Raw genomic sequence first — 22412 nt, 5'->3', positions numbered from 1 at the left:
TGTATTACATAATTGGCGCAAGTTGATGGATGGCCCGTTTGTTGGCCACCTTCATGTCAGCACATACCTTTCTGTTGCTGATACCAAAGGGGGCATCTGTAGAGGGTATGCTGCTCCACGAAAATGGAGATGTATGGCAAATTAGGGAGCAGCACAACCCCCGCCCCAATCTACCGGCTGGCGCACGGCCGTTTGCCTTTAGAGTAGGATGCAGATAAAGGGAAGTCACTCTGAATTTGAGAGCGAGGTATTTTTAGACAATACAATGGAGGATTTATGAGTACACCCATCAACAACGCAGCCGCGGCCGGCTTTACGGCCGCAACCAATCTCGACCACATCCCGGCCGGGACAACCTTCCAGGCGACCTGGGGCTTTACAAACACCGGCACGACGACCTGGCGGGGCGATTACCAGCTCGCCTACACCCTGACGCCGCACCCGGAAACGGCCGTTTACCCCCGCGCCCCCCTCTCCGCCAAACCAGCCTACACCCTGGCCGAACTGGGCGTTGGTGATGTGCCGCCAGGGGCGACAGCGCAGCTCAGCCTGCCCCTCACCGCCCCGGCCGCCGCCGCCGCCCACGCCACCAACTGGCAATTGCAAGCGCCCGACGGCCGTCGCTTCGGCCCGGTGCGCTGGCTGCGGCTGGTCGTCCCGGCGACGGCGGGAGCGACCCTGGCCTACCAGATGGTCCACTTCGTCAACAGCGTGGCCAACTTCAACAACATGCAGCCGGGGCAGCAGTTCACGGCGAAATGGACGCTGCGCAATACGGGAACGGCCGTTTGGTCCGGCGATTTCCAGGTAGCTTACCTGGACAAAAGCGTCGCCGACACCCAAAGCCACAGCCCCAACCCGATGGGCGCAACGGCCGTTGCCACCCTACGCGCCCTCGCCGGCCGCGAGCAAGTCCACCCCGGCCAAACGGTAGACGTGGAACTGCGCCTGATCGCCCCGACGACGGCCGGGGGCTACGCCTTCCACTGGCAACTGCGCGACGCCAACGGCCAGCCTTTTGGCGACACCCGCTGGCTGACTATCGGCGTGGGCGGCCAACTGCCACCGGAACGACCTGACCCACCGCCCGGTGACAAGCGGGTACAGTTCGGCATGAACGTCAACATCAACGACGGCCACCCGTTGGACGCCGAGCGGATGAACGGCCTGGGCTGGGTGCGCTTCGTCTTTTGGGCCTCGCGGATTGACAAGACGCCAGAGCAAGCATACCAGGAGCGGTATCGCCACATCATCCAGAGCTACGCCAGCCAGGGCATCCGCTCCCTCATCATCCTGCACCAGGACACCTACTGGGGCAATGGCCCCTGGAACAATAGCGGAAGCGGTGATTGGAACGCTTACGCCCAGCAGTTCGGCGAACAGTGCGGCCGCGTCGCCCGCGTCTGCGCCGAATTTGGCGATAGGGTCGCCTACCAGATTCACAACGAGCAGGACAGCGAGTTTGGCAATGACAAAGGCAATATCAACCATTCCGCCATCGGCATCGCCCCCGCCAATTACGCCCTGATTTTGCAGCACGCCGCAGCCGCTATCCGCCAGGCGCATCCGGGCGCGAAGGTGATTTTTGGCGGCTTAAAGACGGGGCCGGACAATGCCGCCGAGTACGCGCGCCAGGTGCAGCGGGCGCTGGGCGGCAAACTGCCGGTGGACGCCCTGGCGCTGCATCCCTACGGCCGTTATATCAAACACATCATCTTCAACTATGGCAGCATCGGCCGCTTGCCCGACGCCCTCAACGTCTTCAAACGCGCCTTTCCCAACATCCCGCTCTGGATCACCGAGGTGGGCGCGGCGTCGGACGGCCATATCGGGCCGGAACATTACGCCGACATCGCCACCTACATGCGCGAATTCGTCAACGAATTGACGACCAACTACGCCGATTACGTCCAGACCCTCATCTGGTTTGGCTGGAGCGACATCATGCGCAACTCCGGCGTCAACACGCGGGACAACCAGCCCAAGCCCCATATCTTCGACGCCTTTGTCGCCATGCGCGACCGCTACAAGGGGCTGGCTAAATCGGTGGACCCCTTCGCCGAGGTATCGGAGGCGGCCTTTGTCGCCTTTGCCGCCACCGAAGCCAATCTGAACGTCGTGCCCGCCAAAACGGATTTCACCTGCCGCTGGACCTTCACCAACATGGGCACGACGACCTGGGACGACAAGTACCGGCTGGTCTTTGTCGAGCGGGGCACGCACCCGGCGGCGATGACGGCGAAGCAAAGCTACAGCCTGCCGGAGGCGGGTGGCTTTGACAGATTGCGGCCGGGGGAAACGGCCGTTTTCACCCTCAACCTCACCGCCCCGGAGACGGCCGGGCGCAGCTACCGCAGCTTCTGGCAATTGCGCGACCCGCAAGATAAGCCGTTCGCCCACTTCTACGTAGACGTCACTGTCACTCCCGCCTCGACGGCCGGCACACCCGCCCGCACCCCGGACATGGCCTTCGTCGCCGACCAGACCATCCCCGATTTCGAGCAATTGGTGGCCGGGACCGATTTTGACAAGCAGTGGCGAGTGCGTAACACGGGCACGCGCCATTGGGGTGATGGCTTCCATCTGGCCTACATCGAAGGTAGTCTGGCGATGGCCCGCAACAACCCCTCACACGTCATCCCGGCGGCCAAATTGGGCGAAGAGGTGGTCATCACCGTGCCGATGACCGCGCCGCAAGGGACGAGCGGCCAGGTCTACTCGATGTGGCGGCTGAAGGATGACCGGGGCAACTTCTTCGGCGATCCCTTGTGGGTGAAGATTGTGGTGACAACGGCCGACGCCGACACACCCGCCACCAGCACCCCGCTGGCCCGCCTGCTGGCCGACCCCTCCCTGTGGTATTCGCAGGTGGATCCGCGTTGGCGCGGCGACCAACTGGGCTACGGCCCGGAGACCATCGGCACCTGGGGCTGCCTGATGACCTGCATGGCGATGGCCCTCTCCGCCTACGGCACGCGCATCAATCCGCAAGAGCTAAACCAACGATTAAAAAACCTGGACCCCAGCCAGGGCGGCTACGAGCGCACCAACTCCATCGTCAAATTCCTCGCTCCCTTCTACGTCGGCGGGCTGCAATTCAACAAAAATGTGCAATCCTGGCCGAATAAACCAGTAGATTGGGCCGTCTGGACCGGCGAAGACCCCATCACCCGGATTGATCAGGCGTTGGCCAGGGGGCATATTGTGGTGGCCCAGGTGGATATGCGGCTGAACACGGCCGTTGTGGACCAGCATTGGGTCGTCATCGTGCAGCGCTCCGGCGACGATTACCAGATCATAGACCCGCTGACGCCGCCGGACGCGCCCAACCGGATCACCTCGCTCAAAGCCAAATATATGCGCCACGTCCCGTCCGACTCAGTAGAGACCAATCTGCGCAACGCCATCATCTCGACGATGGTCTACACCAGAGCCAACGGGGCCGGGAATTAATGAGAAGTGAGCCGCAGATTTCGCAGATTCCACAGATTAAAAATCTGCGCAAATCTGCGAAATCTGCGGATAAATAATCCAATAGGAGAGTGCAGCATGTTACAAAATGGGAATTTCATGGCTGATTGGGAGACCTTGCCGCCGATAGCGGAGGCGAATCATTTGCGCAACCAACGGCCGTACCACTGGCAATTAGAATGGCTCAAGCCGGGACAACCGCTCTACGACGACCCCAACAGCCTGGTGACGGGCATCCCGGAATGTGTCCATAAACTCAGCGCCCAACTGCCGCCCAACGAACAATTCGGCCAGCCCAACGCCCTGATCCTCGACGGCTCCGTCACCTACAAAATCTTCAACTCGGCGGCCGTGTTTGGCGCGGCCCTGTCGCAAACCGTCAGCGGCTTGCAGCCCGGCAGCCAGGCGACGCTCACCGTGCCCATCCAGGTTCACCTGCACGGCGAAACCGACGCTTATGGCGCGGAGTCGGGCGTTTGGGTCAACGGCGAAGGGGGCTGGGTGCATGGCTTCGACATGGGCGACCGGCGCTGGTATCGCCACATCATCACCTTCACCGTGCCCCCATCCGGCGTCGCCGAGGTGGTGATCCGGGTGAAGAGCAAATGGGTCAAGGGAAAGGATTTCTTCTTTGATGGCATCACGCTGGAGGCGCAAGCGCCCCCGCCGCCACCGCCTGTTGAGGACCCGCCGCCTGGGGAAACGCAGGTTGTCTACGTGCAACTGCCGCCCGGCGTCCGCCTGGAGCAGGTCACCCACAATCAGGCCGGAGTCATCCAGGTCAACGTCCCGCCCGGCGTACGGCTGGAAATCATCTGAGTTTCGTATACCGTATTCCGTATTCCGTAAGCCGTTGTCCGTATTTCGTAAGCCGTTGTCCGTAAACGCGCCTCAGAGGTGTTGGACTACGGAGTACGGATTACGGTATACCCAAGGAGTCCCTCGTGTCTATCAACTTCGGCAATTTATTCAAACAGGCGCTTAAAGATGAGCGCAAGGTGTTACGGCCGTACTTCTTCCCGGCCGCGTCCGATGCAGCGGTCCCGCTGGTGACAGAAGAGAGCTATTTGCGGCTGCGGCTGGCGCGCATGTTCCTGAAGAACCGGCGCGAACTGTTCAAAACCCATTACCCGGTGGTCAACGCCCAGATGCACTTCCCCGGATTGGATGGCGAGGTAGAGGTCAATTTTGTTGTCCAGCCAGACTTGCCCGGCCAGGGGGAGGGGGCGGAATTGGTGGATGTGGTGACGATGAACCAGACGCTGCTCGGCCCCGTCCTCTACCGGGGCGGCGACCTGAAGCTGCTGCTCGGTCTCTATGCCGTGCCCGGCGAAGATTGGGCGCAGCGCTTCATCAAGGTGGCCGAGGGGGTGAGTCAGTTGGCGATGAGCGCGCCGTTGGCAACGGCCGTTTCCCTGGCCAACGTCATCAAAACCTCAGTGGAAAACTCCTTCGCCAGCGACAGCCTGGACCTGCGCCTGGGGCTGGACAGCGAACTGCGGGCGGGCGATTGGCTGCAAACGGGCTACCTGGTGATGATCGCCGCTCCCGACGAGCAGCTTAATCCCGGCGCGCTGCGCATCACCGATGGCGAACTGCGCGACGCCGACGGCAACATCTACACCGCCCACGACTACCTGGTGCTGGCCATCGAAGTGACCAGCCAGCGCTCCGACTGGCAGGCGTTGGGCTATGGGACATTATGGCAAAAATTGCTGAAAACGGCCGCCGACGCCGACGACATCCAGGCGGTCAAAGAGAGCTACACCACCTTCAGCGGGGCCATTCTGGCCAGCGCCGATTTAAGCTGGTCCGACCGCAGCGCCATCGCCACGCTGGCCCAACAGCGCATCAAGGCGATCCGCGACGCCCGCAGCGCCGCCGATTTCTTCGCTGGGATGAAGGGGATGGATGCCCTGTTGAAAATTGAGGCGTTGATGACGCAGGAGCCGGTTTTGCCGGATGAGGGGGTGGTGGGGAAAACGGCCATTGAACTTTTGCAGACCGATTGGCTGACCTGACAGGAGGGATTGATGAGCGCGATATTTGAACATGGTTACGCTCTGATTATCGGCGTAGACGCCAACCAGATGCCCCGGCTGGCCTTACCGTCCGTCGCCAAAGACGTGCAGGCCATTTATGATGTGCTGGCCCATCCACAGCGGTGCGCCTACAACCCGGAGAACGTCCGGCTGATCAAGGGGGAGAAGGCGACAAGCAAGGAAATCCTCGACGGTTTGTACTGGTTGCAGGAGAAGGTTAGGGGAGATGGGGAGGCAACGGCCGTACTCTACTTCTCCGGCCATGGCATGGTAGACAAAGCGGCCGACCAATACTACCTCATCCCCTACGACATCCGCGAACTGAGCCGCCTCCGCGCCGACGCCATCAAAGCCGAGACTTTTACAGCCGAAATCAGCGACATCCGCGCCCAACGGATGCTGGTGGTGCTAGATTGCTGCCACGCGGCCGGGATGGACGTGAAAAACGTAGACCTGGCGGCTTTGGACACCAGTCGGTTCCAAACGGCCGCTTTCCCCCTCGATTTGCCGGAGACGAAATCTGTGCCAGTTTTTGCGGCTGAACCGGGGGCGAAAAACATCAGCGATTTGCTGGATGGCGAAGGGCGGGCCATTCTCAACTCCTCCAACAATGCCCAATCTTCTTTCGTGCGCAACGACGGCGCCATGAGCCTCTTCACCTATCATCTGATAGAAGCCCTGACCGGCCACGCTCCCCACCCCGACGACGCCACCGTGGTTTACGTGACGGACGTAATGAGTTGGGTGACCCATCAGGTCAAGAAATCGGCCAGGGAGCAGGGGCGCGACCAGACGCCGGTGATGAAAACTTCCGGCGTCTTTCCCATTGCGATGTTGCTTGGTGGGCAGGGAGTGGCGAAGGGGATTGGGCAGTTGCCGCCGAACCCGCTTGAACCGCTGCCCACACCAGCGGGGGCAACGGTGAATCAGGCGGGCGGCAATATCGTCTCCGGCGCGGCCGGGGGAGATATGGCTGGGGGCGACATCAACAAAACAACGATTAAAAAGAAAGGCGGTGTCCACATTGAAGGCGGCTTCAGTGGCGGCAGTTATGTTGGTGGGGATAGCACAGTCATTCAAGGCGATCAAATAACGGGTGGCGAAAAGTTCACCGGCAGCAAAATTTCTATAGGCAGCGTATCTGGCAACAACAACGCCATTGGCGACAACCCCCAGGTGAGCAGTTACATACAACAAGGGATGAACAGTGACGAGTTGACGCAGCTTTTCAACTCGTTCATGGGGCAGGTAGCGCAGTCCGACCCAACGGCCGTCGCCAAAGTCGTGGCTCTTCAAGCCGAAGTTACCCGCGGGGAAGAAGCTGACGACGAGAAAATAGCCGATTTGATAGGTGACATTGCTGAGGCCGCCCCATCTGCGGTGGAAGGGCTGAGCAATCTGTTTGCCTACGCTGAGGTCGCCAAAGCAGCCGGGACAACAACTCAGTTTATTTTGCGCCGCATAAGCCGGTAAAGAGAATCTGATGTGTATTCGACTATTGACGCAACCTCATATAGTTTTTTGAGCATTTGAACATAAAGAGCGCGAAGTTTTCATTTTTAATTCTTCGCGTTCTTTCATTTTGAGTTTTTGGTCGGTTCTAGGGGTAAATTCGGGATAAGTCGAACGATAATAACCAACAAAAATCTGGCATTGGCCTAAAATTAGAATGTCTCAAAAAATGGGCCACATGGGCGGCCTTTTGGCGTTTTTGGGCTTGCCGGGCATTCTGTCAATCTTTTTTGTGCTTCACAAAACACCAAAATAGGCCACCTTTTTTTGCTGGAAACAGCAATTCTAAATGTAAAACTTGCGAACAGAAGTAGATCGCGCTATACAATCACCAAAAGCCAAAAGGGTGATGTGTGGGAAAAGAGCGCAAGTGAGTCGGTTTATCCAGCATCTGGGCGAGTTGACAGAGAAGATGCCTGACAAGCGGGCTGGGCGGCATAACCAGATATATGCTTTGCAAGACGCGGTACGCGGCGCCTTCTCTATCTTTTTCATGCAAAGCGCTTCTTTTCTGGCGCATCAACGCCTTATGGCGCAAAAGCGCGGGCGGAGTAATCTGAAAGCGTGTTCCAGATGTCGCGCATTCCACTGGCAATCATATCCGTACCCTTTTGGATGGCGTGCCAGCCAGCCATTTGCGGGAGCCTATCAATGGCTTTGGCAGCAGTTGGTGGCTGAGGAGAAGTTGGCCGGATTTCGGGCATTAGGGGGCGGTTGCTGGTTGGTATCGATGGCATTCAATTCTTTAGTTCGACAAAGGTGCATTGCCCCCAATGCAGTCAGCAAGTGCGCGAAGGTGTCACCCACTACCATCATCGGGCATTGACGGCTTTGGTTGTTCATCCTGAGCAATCGGCGGTGCTGCCTCTGGCGCCGGAATTCCTGCTGCCACAGGATGGCAGTGATAAACAGGACAGCGAACTGGCGGCTGCCAAACGTTGGTTGCCGCAGCAGGCCACCTGGCTGCAACAACAGAAGGCGGTCATCCTGGGAGATGACTTGTTCAGTCATCAACCGTTCTGTGAGTTGGTGCTGATTTACGGGCTGGACTTCATTCTCGTGTGTAGCCCAGTTCGCACGAGACGCTCTATGAGTGGGTCGCGGCTATTGAGCAGGGCAAGCTGCCTGAAATTAGTCGTCGCGTCTGGAACGGTCGTCACGGGGAAATCTGGCGGTATCGGTATCTCAATGATTTACCGCTGCGTGCGGGTGATGATGGTCTTCGCGTGAACTGGTGCGAGTTGACGATTACCCATGAATTGACTGGCGAACGCCTTTATCAAAACAGCTTTGTGACCAGTTTACGCCTGGACGCGCCTCTGGTCAAGCTGTCACTCACGCTGGACGCGCCCGCTGGAAACATGAAATGGGGACATAATGTCCTGACCACCCACGGCTATCATATTAAGCACAATTTTGGTCATGGGCAAGAACATTTAGCGACCGTCATGTTCACGCTAATCTACTCGCCTTTTTCCTGCACCTTTCTGGAGTTGGTGGATACGACCTACAAACGGATTCGTGCTGCTCTAGGTGCGCGTCGCACCTTCTTTGAGGATGCCCGGTCACTGATGCGTTGGCAAATCTTTGAAAATTGGGAAGCCCTGATTCAATTTATGGCCGAGGGTCTAGGTTAGAACCCGCCCCTGACTAACTGTTTCGTTTCTTACGATTGGGCCATTGTTATTGGATGCTCACAAGTCGCCTCGGCAGAGGTGGCTAAATGCCGCGTTGCTATCATCTGGGTAATTACCTGGTTTTGAGGTCGTTACTGTACTCGGAACCGTGCCACATAACACTGCACTTTAATCTGATTAGCGCAGAGTGCGACTCCTCGCTGATACATCGGCATTGCGCCGCTATTTTCCCGATACCCGTTTTCTACATTTAGAATTGCTGTGCTGGAAATCACTACATGTAAGGGGCATAAACATGTAGTATAATGGGGGAAAAGTGGCTGGCTTTTTGTGTTGGCTGCGGCGGCTGTTTTTGGGTGCTGTGCTGGATTTTTGAGGCTGTGGCTGTTTTGGGTGATGCGCCTGTTTTTGGTGCTGTGCTGGATTTTTGGGCTGCGGCTGTTTTTGGTGATGGGCTGATTTTTAGGTGGTGTGCCGATGACTGTTCAAGCTGACCCCCCATTTGCGCTGGCGCCTTCGGAGACCGACAAAATGATCCTGGCGGGACAACTGGCCAATGAGAAGGCCGCCGGCGATGTTTTTGCCGATCATATGCGGCACAAATCCGAAGAGACGAAAAAAGCGTACAAAATTACAGTGAATCTTTTTAGCCAGGCGCTGGCTGAAATTCACATCAACCGACCCACAGATCTACACTTAACAGATCCGCGGGCATGGCGCGGCGTGACCTGGGCCATGGTGCAGGGGTATCGGGATTGGCTGTCAGCCAAAGGTTATGCCATTGGCAGTATCAACCAGCGGTTAAGCATCATTCGCAAAATGGCCGACCTGGCCGGACAAGCCGGAGTCATCCCGGAGGATGAACGCCTGCGGATTCGGGACGTGGCCGGGTTCACGCGGAAAACAGGCAGACGTGTCAATGAGCAGCGGGAGGTGACCCGGATTAGCAACCAGAAGGATGCCAGCAATTTCCTGGACCGCGACCAGGTAAAGTTATTATTAACAGCGCTGCCCGAAAATCCGCAGGGACGGCGCGACCAGCTCATGGTGGGCATGTTCATTTATTTAGGGATGCGTGTCTCAGAGCTGGTGGCCTTATCGATGAGTGACATTGATCTGGTGGGCGGTATCCTGCACATTTACCGGCAAAAGACCGATACCGATAGTCAATTGGATATGCCGGCGCCTTTGCGCCAGATTTTGCGGGAGTATTTGAAGGTACGGCCGGAGGAGCTGGGGGACGGCCGTTTGCTGGCGGCGTCCCGGCGGGTGGCAGTCAGTGTGAACTTGGAAGGCAGTGAACTGCTGCCTAGAGCCATGAGCAAACGAGCTGTACAAGGCCGCGTGCGGCGCCTGGGCCAGGACATCCTGGGAATTGACGATTTATCGCCCCATGACATGCGCCACAGCCTGGCGGAAACGTTCGCCGAGAAGGAGATAAGCGAGGCGGCGGCGATGGATGTGTTGGGGTGGTCTACCAGTGTTATGTATCACCATTACCGGAAACGGAACAAGGTGGTAAGTGTACCGAATGTTTGGGGCTAATCTGGCCCACAGGCCAGAGACGAATCTCTGGTCTTCGTCGGCCAACGACAAATAGAAATACCCATCGTGTTGCCTCGCAAGTTGTGACCACTTTTAGTCCATAATGACCGGGCAGATCGCGCTCAAGCGCTTTGATGAGTAGTATTTCATTGACACGAGTTCAATACCGCAGCCTCTTCAACCGGATAAACTGTTTTTGCTAGTGGAGATTCAGGTAGAACGTCGAAATGGCTAAATTGACTCTCCAATGTGGCACATTTTCTACCGTATTCTGATTTGAGGCCATCCACGCGTCTGATAAGTCAGAACAATTGTGCTATCATATTGGTGGTGAAGATACCCTGGCTGCCTGCTGGCAAATATGCTCGCAGAGAAAGGAATGACAATGAGTGAGGATAAAGCATTAGTACAACTCCAATTTGAGGATTATCGCATTCGGCGCATCATGGATGAAGTCACGGGAGAATGGTGGTACGCTGTTGTCGACGTGATTGAAGCGCTAACAGATAGTCAAAAGCCCCGCGATTATTGGTACCGAATGAAAAAACGGGTAGCTGAAAATGAAGGCGTTGAACTGTCGACAAATTGTCGACAGTTCAAATTAAAGGCGCCCAACAATCGTTTTTACGATACCGATTGTGCGGACACAGAGGGTATGTTGCGCATTATTCAGTCAATTCCTTCTCCCAAAGCAGAACCATTTAAGCGCTGGCTGGCTGAAGTGGGTAGGGGGCGATTAGAGGAGATAGACAACCCTGAGCTGGCAGCGGAACGCCTGCGGCAAATCTACAGGGTCAAGGGATATTCCGACGACTGGATTGAACGACGACTGCAATCCATTGTCACCCGCAATGAGCTGACAGATGAATGGCAAAATCGCGGTGTAGAGGCTGGCCGAGAGGTAGCTATGCTCACGGCCGAGATTGCCAGGGCAACCTTTGGCCTAACCCCGAGCGAGCACAAGAAGCTGAAGAAGCTAAAGCGGGAAAACCTGCGCGATCATATGACCGGGCTGGAATTAGCGTTCACGATATTAGGCGAAGCGGCCACAACGGAAATCACGCGACGGGATGACACCCAAGGCTTTAATGAAAACCAAACAGCTGCTCGTAAAGGTGGGCGAATTGCCGGTAATGCGCGCCGGGAGTTGGAGGCCGAAACAGGCCGTCCGGTCGTCTCGTCTACAAATTACCTGGAACGGCCGCAAGTGGAACAAGAGCAGTTACCGGCTGGTGAAGAAGAAAACGATGAGGCGACGTCTTGAGAGTATTGAACGGTTTTAAGCCTACGTGGTTGTTACAACCATACAGGGGAAGCTAGATCATCGCTGGGATATACTTTAGTTCCGCTTAATGGTCACCAACGGGAATGTTATCGGGTCTTGGCCGATGCTTTTGTCAGCAGCACCATGCCAGATGATTGGATGCAAACAAACCCGCCTACTTTCGGGATATTCTGATTTTGGGCCGACCTGGATACCGACCTGGACGTACACCATCTTGTCAGGCGTACTATGGGTGGTGCGGACACGTTAACAAACACCGTTCTTCTGCAGGCCAATTGTCACCGGCAAGTTCATGCCCTAAACTTAACCGTGTTGAAACCGTGTCTTTCACCGGGCATTTGAGAGGCATGAGCGGTGTGCCTTGAAAGGGGCCTGTACCGTTCTTAGGGAGCGAGAGAGCAGAAATGGTCTCTTGCTACCCGACCATCTCACTTCAATTTTAGGAGCATCCAAATGTTCAAGAACCTTATCCCGAAGATCTTCTACGATCACCTACAAGACGGGCTCGAGTTTTTTGTGGACGGCTTGGGATTCGAGGTCCTCTATCAGGACGCGGATATGGCGGTCATTGGACGTGACGGCGCCAAGGCTTATATCGTCCAGAGCCCTGAGTATGCGGCTAAGGATCGTCCAGAGCTTGGCATCGACACAGATAACATTGACGAAATATTCGATGAAATGTCCGCTCGCTCGCCCCACCTCTTGCATCCCAACTCAAGCACCGTCTCGCTCAAACCATGGGGTGCGCTGGAGTTCGCCATGTTGGACAAGACAACGGTGTGTGTGATCTTTCGCCAGTGGCCGGCTGCGGGCTGAGACGCCTAACAATTCATTCAAACCGAACCCGCTTCGCGGGTCGGCTTAACGGCACGGCAGACTGCGTCCACTTGTAGGTCTGGCTCTCTACGCTTGCGGCGGCCTAACAAGCGGATGAACTTGATCATATTCCTGGTTTCTTTGACACAAGCCAGTGACTTTGTGTGAATCAGTTGCGGACGGTTGTGACCTGGTGCGGGTTTTACAGCGGACATTGGCAGGCGAAGTGACAGCTGCCTGGTTTTGGGGAGGTCTATATTCGATATGGGTAAGCCGCAACGATTTACATCTCTTAAGAAGTTGACAGTGGGAGCAAATTTCAGAGCCAGTCTCATTATTTACCGATTCAGTCTCATGATTTACCGATGATTCTCATTATTTAGCGAATCCTACAATCCCACATGTAGGATTTCGTAATTTTTGAGAATAGCCTCTCATCCAATTAGCTGGCTATTCCACAGTTTTTGAGACAACTATTCCGCAGTTTTTGAGAATTTCCTACAGTTATGCCTTAATTTTTGAGAATAACCTACATGACTTGTTCGCCCTTATCCCACAATTATTGAGAACAGCCTACAAAATCTTCTACCGGCTTCCAGAGTAGCCGGTTTCCAAAATAGGCCATTCTCAAAAACTGTGAAACGGAATTCTCAAAAATTGTGGAACAGATTCTCAAAATATATGGAACAGTTCTCAAAAATTGTGGGATCCTACATGCAAAAAGGTTCCCAACCGCCGCAAAACCCAACTTTATATCAACATAATACCTTATGATAATCACCGTTAACAAAAGCTATTGACAGATTGCAGAATTTGACATAACATAACCACATGGACAGACAAAATACAGCCCTCATCCCCCAAGATGACTGGTATGCCATCATTGATTTGGTGACGCAGAGTGTGGACAGCCCGCACAGCAAGCGGGCCTACAGCCGCGCCCTCATTGATTTCCTGGATTGGTATGAGCAAAACGGCCGTCCCGGTTTCAGCAAAGCCACGATTAACGCCTACCGTGAAGAATTGGTGCAATCCGGCAAAAGTCGCAGCAGCATCAACCAGGCGCTGTCGGCCATCCGTAAGCTGGCGGCCGAGGCCGCCGACAACGGTTTAGTCCCCCCCACCCTGGCCTATGGCGTGGAACGAGTCAAAGGGGTCAAGCAGGAAGGGGTGCGCGCCGGCAACTGGCTGACCAAAGAGGAAGCGGAGAAGCTGGTCAACACACCGGTCACCCGCTGGCGGCAGGAAGAGATTCCCCTGCTGAAAGCCACCCGCGACCAGACCATTCTGGCGGTGATGATTGGTACCGGTTTACGACGGGCAGAAGTGGCTGGTTTGACCTGGGAGATGATTCAGCAGCGCGACGGCCGTTGGGCGATTATCGACTTGGTGGGCAAACGGGGCCGGGTACGTTCGGTGGGCATTCCGCCCTGGGTGAAGGTGGCGCTGGACAGTTGGGGGCAGGCAGCGCGGCGACAGCACGGCCGTATCTTTCTGGCGTTGAACAAAGACGGCAGCCTGGCCGGGTCGGTGCGCACCAAAGGGGGCGGCCTGACCGATGGTCATTTGACGCCGCAGGCGATTTACAATGTGGTCAAGGAGCATGTGCTGGCGGTGGGGTATTATAATAGGAAGGGAGAAGCGGCTTTAGCCGCCCACGACTTGCGGCGAACGGCAGCTGCGCTGGCTTTAAAAGGGGGCGCTGATTTGCGGCAGATCCAGCAGATGTTGGGCCATGCCAGCATCACGACAACCGAGCGTTACCTGGAGCCGATGCGCAGTTTGCAGGTGACGGCCGGTGACTTCATCCAGATTGAGCTGGCGCTGGCGGCCAATGCGCCAATCCCTCCAGTTTAGGTGGCACTCCCGTCAGCTAACCTTTGATTTCACGCGCCTACATGGGCTTCTAATTGGTTCAGATGTGCAACGCCATCAATTTTCCTGAATTTGCCGCCTAGAACGATGTAGAGAGCGCTTGCGGAATAGATATACCCTTTCGTGTGGCCGGGTATCTATTATGTATTTGCCCCATTATGCTGTACGCCGACTGCCTACTCCCCACATTTGGATAGTCTCGTATAATTCAGTCTCATGGATAACATACCTGGAATTGTGCAAGACAGGATTGGATTGGAATCAGATCGCTCCAGCGGCCCTACCATCCAGAGCGCCAAACTGTCATTGCAGCAGGCGCGTCAGGCCAATCGTCCATTAGACGTTTTTATGGCGCTTATACGTCTGGCGCATTTGCATTTTCGCCAGGGACATTACGACGAGGCCCAGGTTCTGGTGAGAGAGGTGATCCGCGATTCACCACCCGATTCATTGCCGCGTTGTGATGCGCTGCGCATCCTGGGCAACTGCGCCGCCGAACTTGGCGATCCCGCTGCCGCCGAACTGTATTATCACCAGGCCATTGACCTGGCGCGGCAGTTGGATTACCGGTATGCGCTGTACAAATGTCTCCACAGTCTGGCGACCAACATCTATTGGCCGCGGGGTCAATTTGACTTGACGCTGGCGGCCGGCAAAGAAGCGCTGGCTCAGGCCCAGGCGCTCCATTTGGGTGATGAACTCTGGTTCCCACTCTCCGACATTGCCTGGGTCTATTGGAGTACCGGGCGTCGTGATCTGGCGGCGGAAATCGCGGAGCAGATGGAACGGGTTGTGCTCCCAGGTTCGCTGGGCGAGGGGTTTACCTGCTGTTTACGCGCCGGGTTGGTAGAACCGGGACCTGGATTTTTAACGGCCGTATTGCCACTGTATCAATGCGCCCGATCCATTGCGGAAGCAACCGGCGATCCCGGCCTGAATGTGGAAGTCCGCCTGGGTTTGTGCCGCAGCTACCGCGCCGCGGGCAATCTGGCCGCGTCCGCCGCCTGGGCCGATGACGCCGCAGCCGTCACGTTTCGACTGAATTACCGCCAATTTCAAGCCGTCGCGCTCATTGAACGCGCCCGGACGGCCATCGCCGCGGCCGATGACCCGCTGAGCGCTCTGAACGACCTGGAGTCCGCCATTGCGCTTGCCACCGAACTGCAAGCCGGTTTTGATTTAGCGCGGGGCAGTTTGTACCGTGCCGCGCTACTGTTCGCCCAAAATCATCCCCAGGCCGATGCAGCCTGGGCGCAAACCGTCCGCCTCAGCCAGAGTAACGGATATGATTTTCTCCTGGGCCAGGAACGCTCGTTGGTGCTGCCTTTTATCGCCGCTGTTCTGGATTCGGCTGATCCTTGTCTGGCCAGGACGGGTAAAGAATTATACGAGCAACTGCTGCGCGTCGTTCCGGCCCCTCTCCGATTTGAAATGCTGGGGGACTTTTCGGTTTGGGTGGGCGCGAACTCTATTCCCAAACAGACCTTGCGCCAGCGTCGCGCCGGAGAACTGCTGGCCCTGCTGCAAACCACTCAGAGCCATACCCTGACACGGCAAGAAGTGACAGACGCCCTGTGTCCGGAAAAGGATTCAGATGCGGCCCTGGATTTTTACCATCACGCCGTCTCGGCTTTACGTCACTTGTTGGAACCCGACCTACCTGACCGCCGCTTTGCCTGCCGCTATCTGGATGTAGACGACGAGCGTATCAAACTCGTTCTTCCGGCTGGCTCAACCGCCGACTGGCAAGAATTTGCGGCGGCTTTCCGGGATAAGGATTGGGAAACGGCCGTTACCCTTTGCACCGGCGAATTTCTCCCCATTTTTTGTACGGCCGAATGGACGATTCCCCTGCGCCAGGACCTGGCCGATCAATTCGAGTTTGCCCTGCTCGCTCTGGCCGACAGCCGGTTCCAGGCCCATGATCCCACCGCCTGTCTTGACCTGTGCCGCCGCGTTCTGCGGCACAATCCCTGGCAAGAGCAGGCTGTTGCCCTGGGGATGCGCGCGGCCGTTGCCCTGGGGGATCGCATAACGGCCGTCAAGCTCTATCAACGCCTGGAAAAGGTGCTGCAAAAAGAGCTGGGTCTTGCGCCGCAAAAAGAGGTGCAGCAGCTTTATGCGACGATCAGACGCCAGTCGCTCAAATAACCCCGGCAAATTGCTCTGTTGGAGGCGAGATGTGAACAACACCTCGCCTTTTTTGTTCCCCGACGCCAGGTTTTGGGGTACGGGTAACAACTGTACGATATCCGCCCACCTCTCGAGTGCAACACGACATTCTATAGCAGAATATAGACCTTTTAGAAGTAGTGTTACTCGAGAGGGTGGCGCTCGTTACACGTTTGTCACCCGTGCCCCTGATAAGACAATAGTGGTGATGGCTGCTTGGTTATTTCAACACCAATGGCAGCAAGACATGAAACGGCCGTACCACTATCTGCCCAGAACGGCCGTAGCCATCGGTATACTCATAAGTCCCCACCTCGACAAACTGGCGGCTGTAAGCCTGTCCGGGGATCATGCGGCCGCTGTCAAAGCCCAACACGTCCGCTAACGGATCCAACTCGCTCAGGATGTGCTGCATCGGGTTCTCGCTCAGGCTGATGTACTGATCGGGCGCCAACCACGAATCGTCGGCCGTCCATGTCACCAACTGCCCCACGAAAATGGTCACTTGCGGCAAACTTAGCGCCGATTCGTCCACCGGGATGTTCTGCACGGCCGTTGCTGTTACCGGCGTCAGCGGCGCATTAACATGGACAATCTCGTTAATAACTTCAATCACCGGGCTGCGCCAGGATTGATAGCCATCCGGCGCAGCCACTTGCAGGTAATACTGGCCGGGCGGCGTAAAGAAAGCAAAATAACCATTCTCGCCCACCACCTGCGGATTGATCTGGTCGTTGTACAGATGCGCCGGCCAGGGTCGCCAGTTGTCGGTCGCCGGGACGTATTCATAGGCGGTGACGGTGGCCCCTGGCAGGACGTGGGCGGTGGGGTTGTCGGGGTCGAAGCCCAGGGTGCTGTCAAAGACATAACCGTCGGGATCAATCAAAATCACGCCGAAAACTTCGTCACAGTTAGAGGCGATGGTCACATGATGCGCCACGCCGGTAATGTCGAAGTGATAGACGGGGCCACCGCCGGGCTGCGGCTCGTATTGGATTCCGTCGGCGATGACCCAAACGGCCGTTGGCGGGGTGGCTGTGTCGGGGCAATAACCGGCAGTCAACGTCAGGTCGGTGTCCCAAAAGCCATAAACGCCGGGGATCTGCCAGTTCTGGCTGGAAAATTCACCGGTCGCATCGCGGAAGCCATACACCAGATGCTGCCCGGCCAGCGGCCCGGCCGTTGGCGTGCCTTCCCAACGGGACTCCTGCGGACACCAGAAGGACTGCGGCTCTTTGAGCGTGAGCGTTGTCGGGCTGGAACAGGTCTCCGGCGCGGTCAAGGTACAGGCGCGCACTTCCAGCAGCGTCGTCGGGTCTATTCCGACGTGCGTTGAGGCATAACTGAGGTTGAACTCGCCATCCGTCACGGCCTGGGAAGCGGCCAGAGTGCCATTTTCATAGACGCGAACCATCACGTCCGGTTGGGCAAAGCCGCGCAGCGTTACCGGGTTATCGCTGCGCGAGCAATATTCGCCGGTGCCGGGGTGAGCAGGATGGGTGCAATGAGCGGGACGACGCTGCTGGTTGGCAGGGAATACACGTCGGCGCCGGCGGTGATAACGGCCGTGTTCCATAACGTCTGTCCGGCCGTTGGCGCGCCGTTGGTGCGCAAAATGATCTCGCCCGAATCGTCCTTTTGCACCGGTTGGTTCACATTCCAGGTCAGGACCTGGCCCGACTGCGTGAAGGTCATGGCCGGCGAGTGGGTATCGGACACGTAATTCAACCCAGCGGGCAGCGTGTCGGCAACCGTTACGGCCAGCGCGGGCGGATTGGCCGCCAGGCTGCCATAGGCGTAGCGCAGCAGATAATCCTGCTGCAATTCGGCCACCGGATCACCGGTGATCGGGTCGCTGGTGAAGGACCACACCGGCGTAAAGGCGGTATTTTCTACGTCGAATACGTCCAGGGGATTGTAAAGATATTCATCCGCGCCCAGGTCGGGTTGAGTGCCGGCGGGCAACGGCCGTGCGTCGCCATCAATGTCCAGCGCAACGTCGCTGTTGGCCTGCCCAATAGCCGCCGAATAGCGCGTCAGGTGGCAGCCATCAGCCATCAGCCCGGAAGGGCCGGTTATCGGGTTGGTTTCCGTGACCTGGCCGATGGCGGCCGCTTCGTTTTGCGTCAGCAAGACAGTATCCAGCGTGATGGCGCCATAGGCGTCGGTTCGCGCGCCGGTTCCACTCAGGGCAATGATGGAGTTGGTCAGCGTGGCGGTGGAATTGAGTTCATACACCCACAGCGCCTCGTTGACAATATCGCTCAGGGTGACATGCTCGCCGCTGAGCGCGCCGTGGTTGCGCACCACCAGGCCGTAAGCGGCCAGGTCGGAGAAAGCCACGTTACGCAGATGCACCTGCGTGGCCGTAAACACCAATAGGCCGCTGTGGCTGCGCAAAATGGTGCTTTCTTCTATCGTTACGTGGCTCAGTTCACCGATTACGGCCACCGCATACCCCCACCGGCCCAAATCGCTGAATTCAGTGCGCCGGACGGTGACGTTGCTGTTATTAATATTGAGGCCGCCGTTGAGTATAATGCCCACCGACCCGGCATCTATTATCTGGCTGTCTTCAATTAATAATTCACCCGCCTGAATGTTTTCGGCAGCGATATTCGCATCATGGCCGTAGCGCACCGTGACGTGGCGCAAATGGCCGTCGCCGCCGCGAAACCGGAGGCCATTCCACTCGTTCGGGGCGCTGTTGGCCGCAGATGTGAAGAGGATGGGCTGAACGGCCGTGCCCAGCGCTTGCAAGTTACCATCTATATAAAGCGTATCGCTGCCCATGAGCGTAACGCCCGGTTCCACCGTCAAGACAACACCGGCGGGAATCACCCAGTAGCCAAATTCGTACCCTTCCAGCCCATTTTGCGGCGTAAGGGTCACGTTCTGCCCGCTCATGGCATCATTGTTCAGGTACACGCGGTCTACGAAATTGTTGCTGAAGGTGTTGTTGGTCAGCGTGACGGCGCTGGTTGGCCCGACGATGTACAACGGGTAGCCGCCGGTTCCCAACCCGCTGAACGTTGTGTCGCTAAGGGTCACATGGCTGTAAAAGACGCGGATGCCTTCGTCACGGATGGAATTAACCAGGCCGCCATCCATGATCTGGCTGTTTTCAATCAACAATTCACCGGACTGGATGTTTTGCGCCAGGATGGTGTAATCGGTGGCATAGCGTACCGTGACATAGCGCAAATGGCCCGTGCCGCCGCGAAACTCCATTCCCCACCACTCGCCCGGCCCGCTGTCGGCCGCCGAGGTGAAGATGATGGGTTGAACGGCCGTGCCCACCGCCTGAAGATCGCCATCCACGTAGATATGGTTGGCGGTTTTCACGGTGACGCCGGGTTCAATGGTCACGGTGACGCCGGCCTGAACGGCGACGTAATCGCTCACGGTATGCACGCTGCCGGTGGCCAGACACCATGTCTCGTCGCTGGTAATCCAGCCGTTGTGCTGGGTGGTTGGGGTACAGTCCTGGGGCACAGCCTCGGCTGCCGGCGACAGGCCCAGCCAGATGACCAGTATGATCAAACCGCCGGAAAGACTAAGCAACAGTTTCGCTTTCATGAAAGGGTCTCCTTGTATCTGAATCTTGATTTTGTACTGCGGTGACGCTCAGTTGATGCAGCAGGGCGATTAGCTCCGTTTTGTCTTTGAAAGGGAACACCTCCCGGTCTGACGGCCGTTGCAAATCACCGCACAAAAGGTCAGGAACATCCGGGTCTATCACCAGGCGCAGAACAAAAGTTTTTATGAAACGCATAAGTGCCTCAATTGGCCCACTATACCAGGGCGAGTTGCCAGACGTTTGCCAAAATGGGGGCGTGAACGCCGCAAAACGAGGCACGGGTAACAAACGTATAACGAGCGCCACCCTCTCGAGTAACACTACTTCTAAAAGGTCTATATTCTGCTATAGAATGTCGTGTTGCACTCGAGAGGTGGGCGGATATCGTACAGTTGTTACCCGTACCCCGCCCACCGCCAGATTTAAGGTAGATTTAGCATTGTTTAGGCTGCATTTAACCCAGCGACACCCTATATGGGCTAAGATACCCATCGTTACGCACACAATACTTTGTAACGGGAGTCGTAAACGGTACAAAAACATTTCTAAAACGACTGCTCACCGGTGGCTGAGCCATCTCTGAAAATCATGATGATTAGTCGGTTAGTCCCGTAGTCGGACAATTAACTTCTTGACTACCAGACTAACTGACTACCAGACTAAAAAGAGGTACTACAATGAATCGCACGAAAGGTATTTTAGCGGCCGGGACGTTGACCGGCCTGGTCCTCATCACATTGTTAGCGTTGGGCTTTGGTAATTTGCGGGCGGCGGGGGGCAGCACAACGGCCGTTCCCACCACGACCATATCCACCACAACCACCGACCTGCCCCTGCCTGAAACAGGCAGCCTGACAAACGAAGAAGCGCTGCAAGCCTGGCAGGAATACAGCGTCCAACTGGAGCAGACAGTGCGCACCATGCAAGAGCGCGAGACGGTCTACCAGGCCCAACTCGACGCCGCTAACCAGACGATTTTGCAGCTACAAAACGACATCAACAGCGCCAACGCCAACAGCGCCCCGGCCTTTACCGGCGGCGACGACAATGGCGAACACGAAGAACATGAAGAACACGAACACGAGGAATACGACGATGACTAAACCAACAACAAAATCCTCCGCCCGACCCAAACAACAAACAGGCGCTCTGGCCGCCGTGCTGCTGACGGGCAGCGTCATTGCCACCCTGGCCGGAACGCGGCTGCTGTCTTTACAAGACGTGGGGCAGCCGGCAACGGCCGTCAACTCTACCGCCCCCACCACCATCATGGTCCCGGCCGCGGAAACGTCTACCATCGCCCTGCCCCCCGCCGGGCGCGGCGTGCAAATCGAACTGCCACCCATCCCGCAAGCGGTGCAGCCACAAATTCAACCGGTAGCCCGCACGCGATCGTCGCAGTAAGCGACAGGGAGCCGTAGACCATAAAACGTAAACCCTATTCCGAAATCCAGAATCCAAAATCCGAAATGCCCCCTGCCACCTGGCAAACGCATCAATTCTGGGCTATGGGCTGCCAGATGGCAGTCTGGTTGGAGGCCGAACCGGACGTGGCCGCCCAGGCTTTCGCTGACGTGGCGGCCCTGTTCGCCGCCCACGAGCAGACGCTCAGCCGCTTTCGGCCGGACAGCGAACTCTCGCGGCTGAACGGCCGTAGTGGGCAATGGGTAGTGGTCGCCGACGTGTTGTGGGACGTGTTGACCCTGGCTCTGGGGATGGCGGCGCTGACCGACGGCCGTTTCGACCCCACGCTGATTAATGGAATGCTGCATGCGGGATATAGAGACAGTTTTGAAAACGTGGCGCGCGGCATGGGCAACGACTCCTGGTCCACCGCCGCCTTGTTAACAGGCCAATGGGCCGACGTGCAGCTGGATGAAACGCGCCGCGCCATCTGCCTGCCGCCGGGTGTGGGTGTGGATTTGGGCGGCATCGCCAAGGGTTATACGGCGCAGACGGCCGTCGCCCACTTGCGCGCCTCCGGTCCCTGCCTGGTAGACGCGGGCGGCGACCTGGCGGTCGGAGCCGCCCCACAGGGTTATCCCGGCTGGCCGGTAGCCATCAGTGCCCCGTGGTCGGGCGCAGGCGCAGCGCGGCCTGACCTGGCCTCGTTCTGGTTGGCGGAAGCGGCCCTGGCGACTTCGGGCATTGATTACCGGCGCTGGCAGCACAACGGTCGTCTGGCCCATCATCTGTTGGACCCGACCACCGGCCAACCGGTAGTCACCGATGCTCTCACCGTCACTATTCTGGCCGAAGACGCGGCGCAGGCCGAAGCCTGGGCGACGGCGACTCTGGTGGCCGGTTCGGCCGACGGGCTGGCGGCCTTATTGGAAATGGAGCTGGCCGGGCTGATGGTGACGGATGATGGCCGTATCCTGGTAACACCGCCTATGTACGCGGTGTTGCAAGGCAGCCCGGCAGACATGGCATAACCCAGATTTCTTTCTTTAATCGGTGAAATCTGCGGATCGCTT

The 22412-nt window shown here is 57.2% G+C and carries 18 protein-coding genes; 15 read left to right on the top strand and 3 right to left on the bottom strand.

Going from position 1 to position 22412, the window contains the following annotated elements:
- The first annotated feature begins 276 nt into the window (after window positions 1–276).
- The 12 genes from IPM39_09815 (at window position 277) to IPM39_09760 (ending at window position 16334) form a co-directional block, all read left to right on the top strand.
- The gene (locus IPM39_09815; protein MBK8986362.1) at window positions 277–3453 is read left to right on the top strand and encodes a C39 family peptidase; all 3177 of its coding nucleotides are present in this window, start codon (window positions 277–279) and stop codon (window positions 3451–3453) included.
- Window positions 3454–3549: 96 nt separating this feature from the next.
- Window positions 3550–4290, top strand: coding sequence for a hypothetical protein (locus tag IPM39_09810; protein ID MBK8986361.1), 741 nt, complete (start codon window positions 3550–3552; stop codon window positions 4288–4290).
- Window positions 4291–4415: 125 nt separating this feature from the next.
- Window positions 4416–5492 (top strand): hypothetical protein, encoded by a 1077-nt coding sequence (locus IPM39_09805; protein MBK8986360.1) that lies wholly within the window; start codon window positions 4416–4418, stop codon window positions 5490–5492.
- 12 nt (window positions 5493–5504) lie between these two features.
- Window positions 5505–6986, top strand: coding sequence for a caspase family protein (locus IPM39_09800; protein MBK8986359.1), 1482 nt, complete (start codon window positions 5505–5507; stop codon window positions 6984–6986).
- Window positions 6987–7739: 753 nt separating this feature from the next.
- The gene (locus IPM39_09795) at window positions 7740–8255 is read left to right on the top strand and encodes a hypothetical protein (GenBank protein MBK8986358.1); all 516 of its coding nucleotides are present in this window, start codon (window positions 7740–7742) and stop codon (window positions 8253–8255) included.
- A complete protein-coding gene (locus IPM39_09790) occupies window positions 8252–8662 on the top strand; it encodes a hypothetical protein (GenBank protein MBK8986357.1) in 411 nt (136 codons plus the stop codon). Before IPM39_09795 ends, IPM39_09790 begins: the two co-directional genes overlap by 4 nt.
- Before the next feature lie 477 nt (window positions 8663–9139).
- Window positions 9140–10207 (top strand): site-specific integrase, encoded by a 1068-nt coding sequence (locus IPM39_09785; protein ID MBK8986356.1) that lies wholly within the window; start codon window positions 9140–9142, stop codon window positions 10205–10207.
- A gap of 385 nt (window positions 10208–10592) precedes the next feature.
- Window positions 10593–11471: a Bro-N domain-containing protein gene (locus IPM39_09780; GenBank protein MBK8986355.1), complete on the top strand. Its 879-nt coding sequence runs from the start codon at window positions 10593–10595 to the stop codon at window positions 11469–11471.
- A 249-nt stretch (window positions 11472–11720) separates the two neighbouring features.
- Entirely contained in the window at window positions 11721–11834 is a 114-nt protein-coding gene (locus tag IPM39_09775; GenBank protein ID MBK8986354.1) for a hypothetical protein, read from the top strand.
- A gap of 111 nt (window positions 11835–11945) precedes the next feature.
- On the top strand, window positions 11946–12308 hold the full coding sequence (locus tag IPM39_09770; protein ID MBK8986353.1) for a hypothetical protein: 363 nt from the start codon (window positions 11946–11948) through the stop codon (window positions 12306–12308).
- 831 nt (window positions 12309–13139) lie between these two features.
- A complete protein-coding gene (locus IPM39_09765; GenBank protein ID MBK8986352.1) occupies window positions 13140–14165 on the top strand; it encodes a tyrosine-type recombinase/integrase in 1026 nt (341 codons plus the stop codon).
- Between the two features lie 273 nt (window positions 14166–14438).
- On the top strand, window positions 14439–16334 hold the full coding sequence (locus IPM39_09760) for a hypothetical protein (GenBank protein MBK8986351.1): 1896 nt from the start codon (window positions 14439–14441) through the stop codon (window positions 16332–16334).
- 241 nt (window positions 16335–16575) lie between these two features.
- Here the strand turns inward: IPM39_09760 and IPM39_09755 are convergent, their stop codons facing one another.
- From IPM39_09755 to IPM39_09745, 3 genes are read right to left on the bottom strand one after another with little or no spacing between them, the layout of a single operon-like run.
- A complete protein-coding gene (locus IPM39_09755; GenBank protein ID MBK8986350.1) occupies window positions 16576–17769 on the bottom strand; it encodes a hypothetical protein in 1194 nt (397 codons plus the stop codon).
- A 29-nt stretch (window positions 17770–17798) separates the two neighbouring features.
- Window positions 17799–19934: a right-handed parallel beta-helix repeat-containing protein gene (locus tag IPM39_09750; protein ID MBK8986349.1), complete on the bottom strand. Its 2136-nt coding sequence runs from the start codon at window positions 19932–19934 to the stop codon at window positions 17799–17801.
- On the bottom strand, window positions 19912–20130 hold the full coding sequence (locus IPM39_09745; protein MBK8986348.1) for a hypothetical protein: 219 nt from the start codon (window positions 20128–20130) through the stop codon (window positions 19912–19914). Before IPM39_09745 ends, IPM39_09750 begins: the two co-directional genes overlap by 23 nt.
- A gap of 482 nt (window positions 20131–20612) precedes the next feature.
- Between IPM39_09745 and IPM39_09740 the strand changes: the two genes are divergently transcribed.
- The 3 genes from IPM39_09740 (at window position 20613) to IPM39_09730 (ending at window position 22370) form a co-directional block, all read left to right on the top strand.
- A complete protein-coding gene (locus IPM39_09740) occupies window positions 20613–21038 on the top strand; it encodes a hypothetical protein (protein ID MBK8986347.1) in 426 nt (141 codons plus the stop codon).
- Complete coding sequence (locus IPM39_09735; GenBank protein MBK8986346.1) at window positions 21031–21339, top strand: hypothetical protein; 309 nt, start codon at window positions 21031–21033, stop codon at window positions 21337–21339. Before IPM39_09740 ends, IPM39_09735 begins: the two co-directional genes overlap by 8 nt.
- 65 nt (window positions 21340–21404) lie before the next feature.
- The gene (locus IPM39_09730; GenBank protein MBK8986345.1) at window positions 21405–22370 is read left to right on the top strand and encodes an FAD:protein FMN transferase; all 966 of its coding nucleotides are present in this window, start codon (window positions 21405–21407) and stop codon (window positions 22368–22370) included.
- The last annotated feature ends 42 nt before the right edge of the window (window positions 22371–22412 follow it).

The organism is Candidatus Leptovillus gracilis (genome assembly GCA_016716065.1).
Classification (GTDB): domain Bacteria; phylum Chloroflexota; class Anaerolineae; order Promineifilales; family Promineifilaceae; genus Leptovillus; species Leptovillus gracilis.
This window is presented reverse-complemented; position numbering and strand designations above follow the sequence as displayed.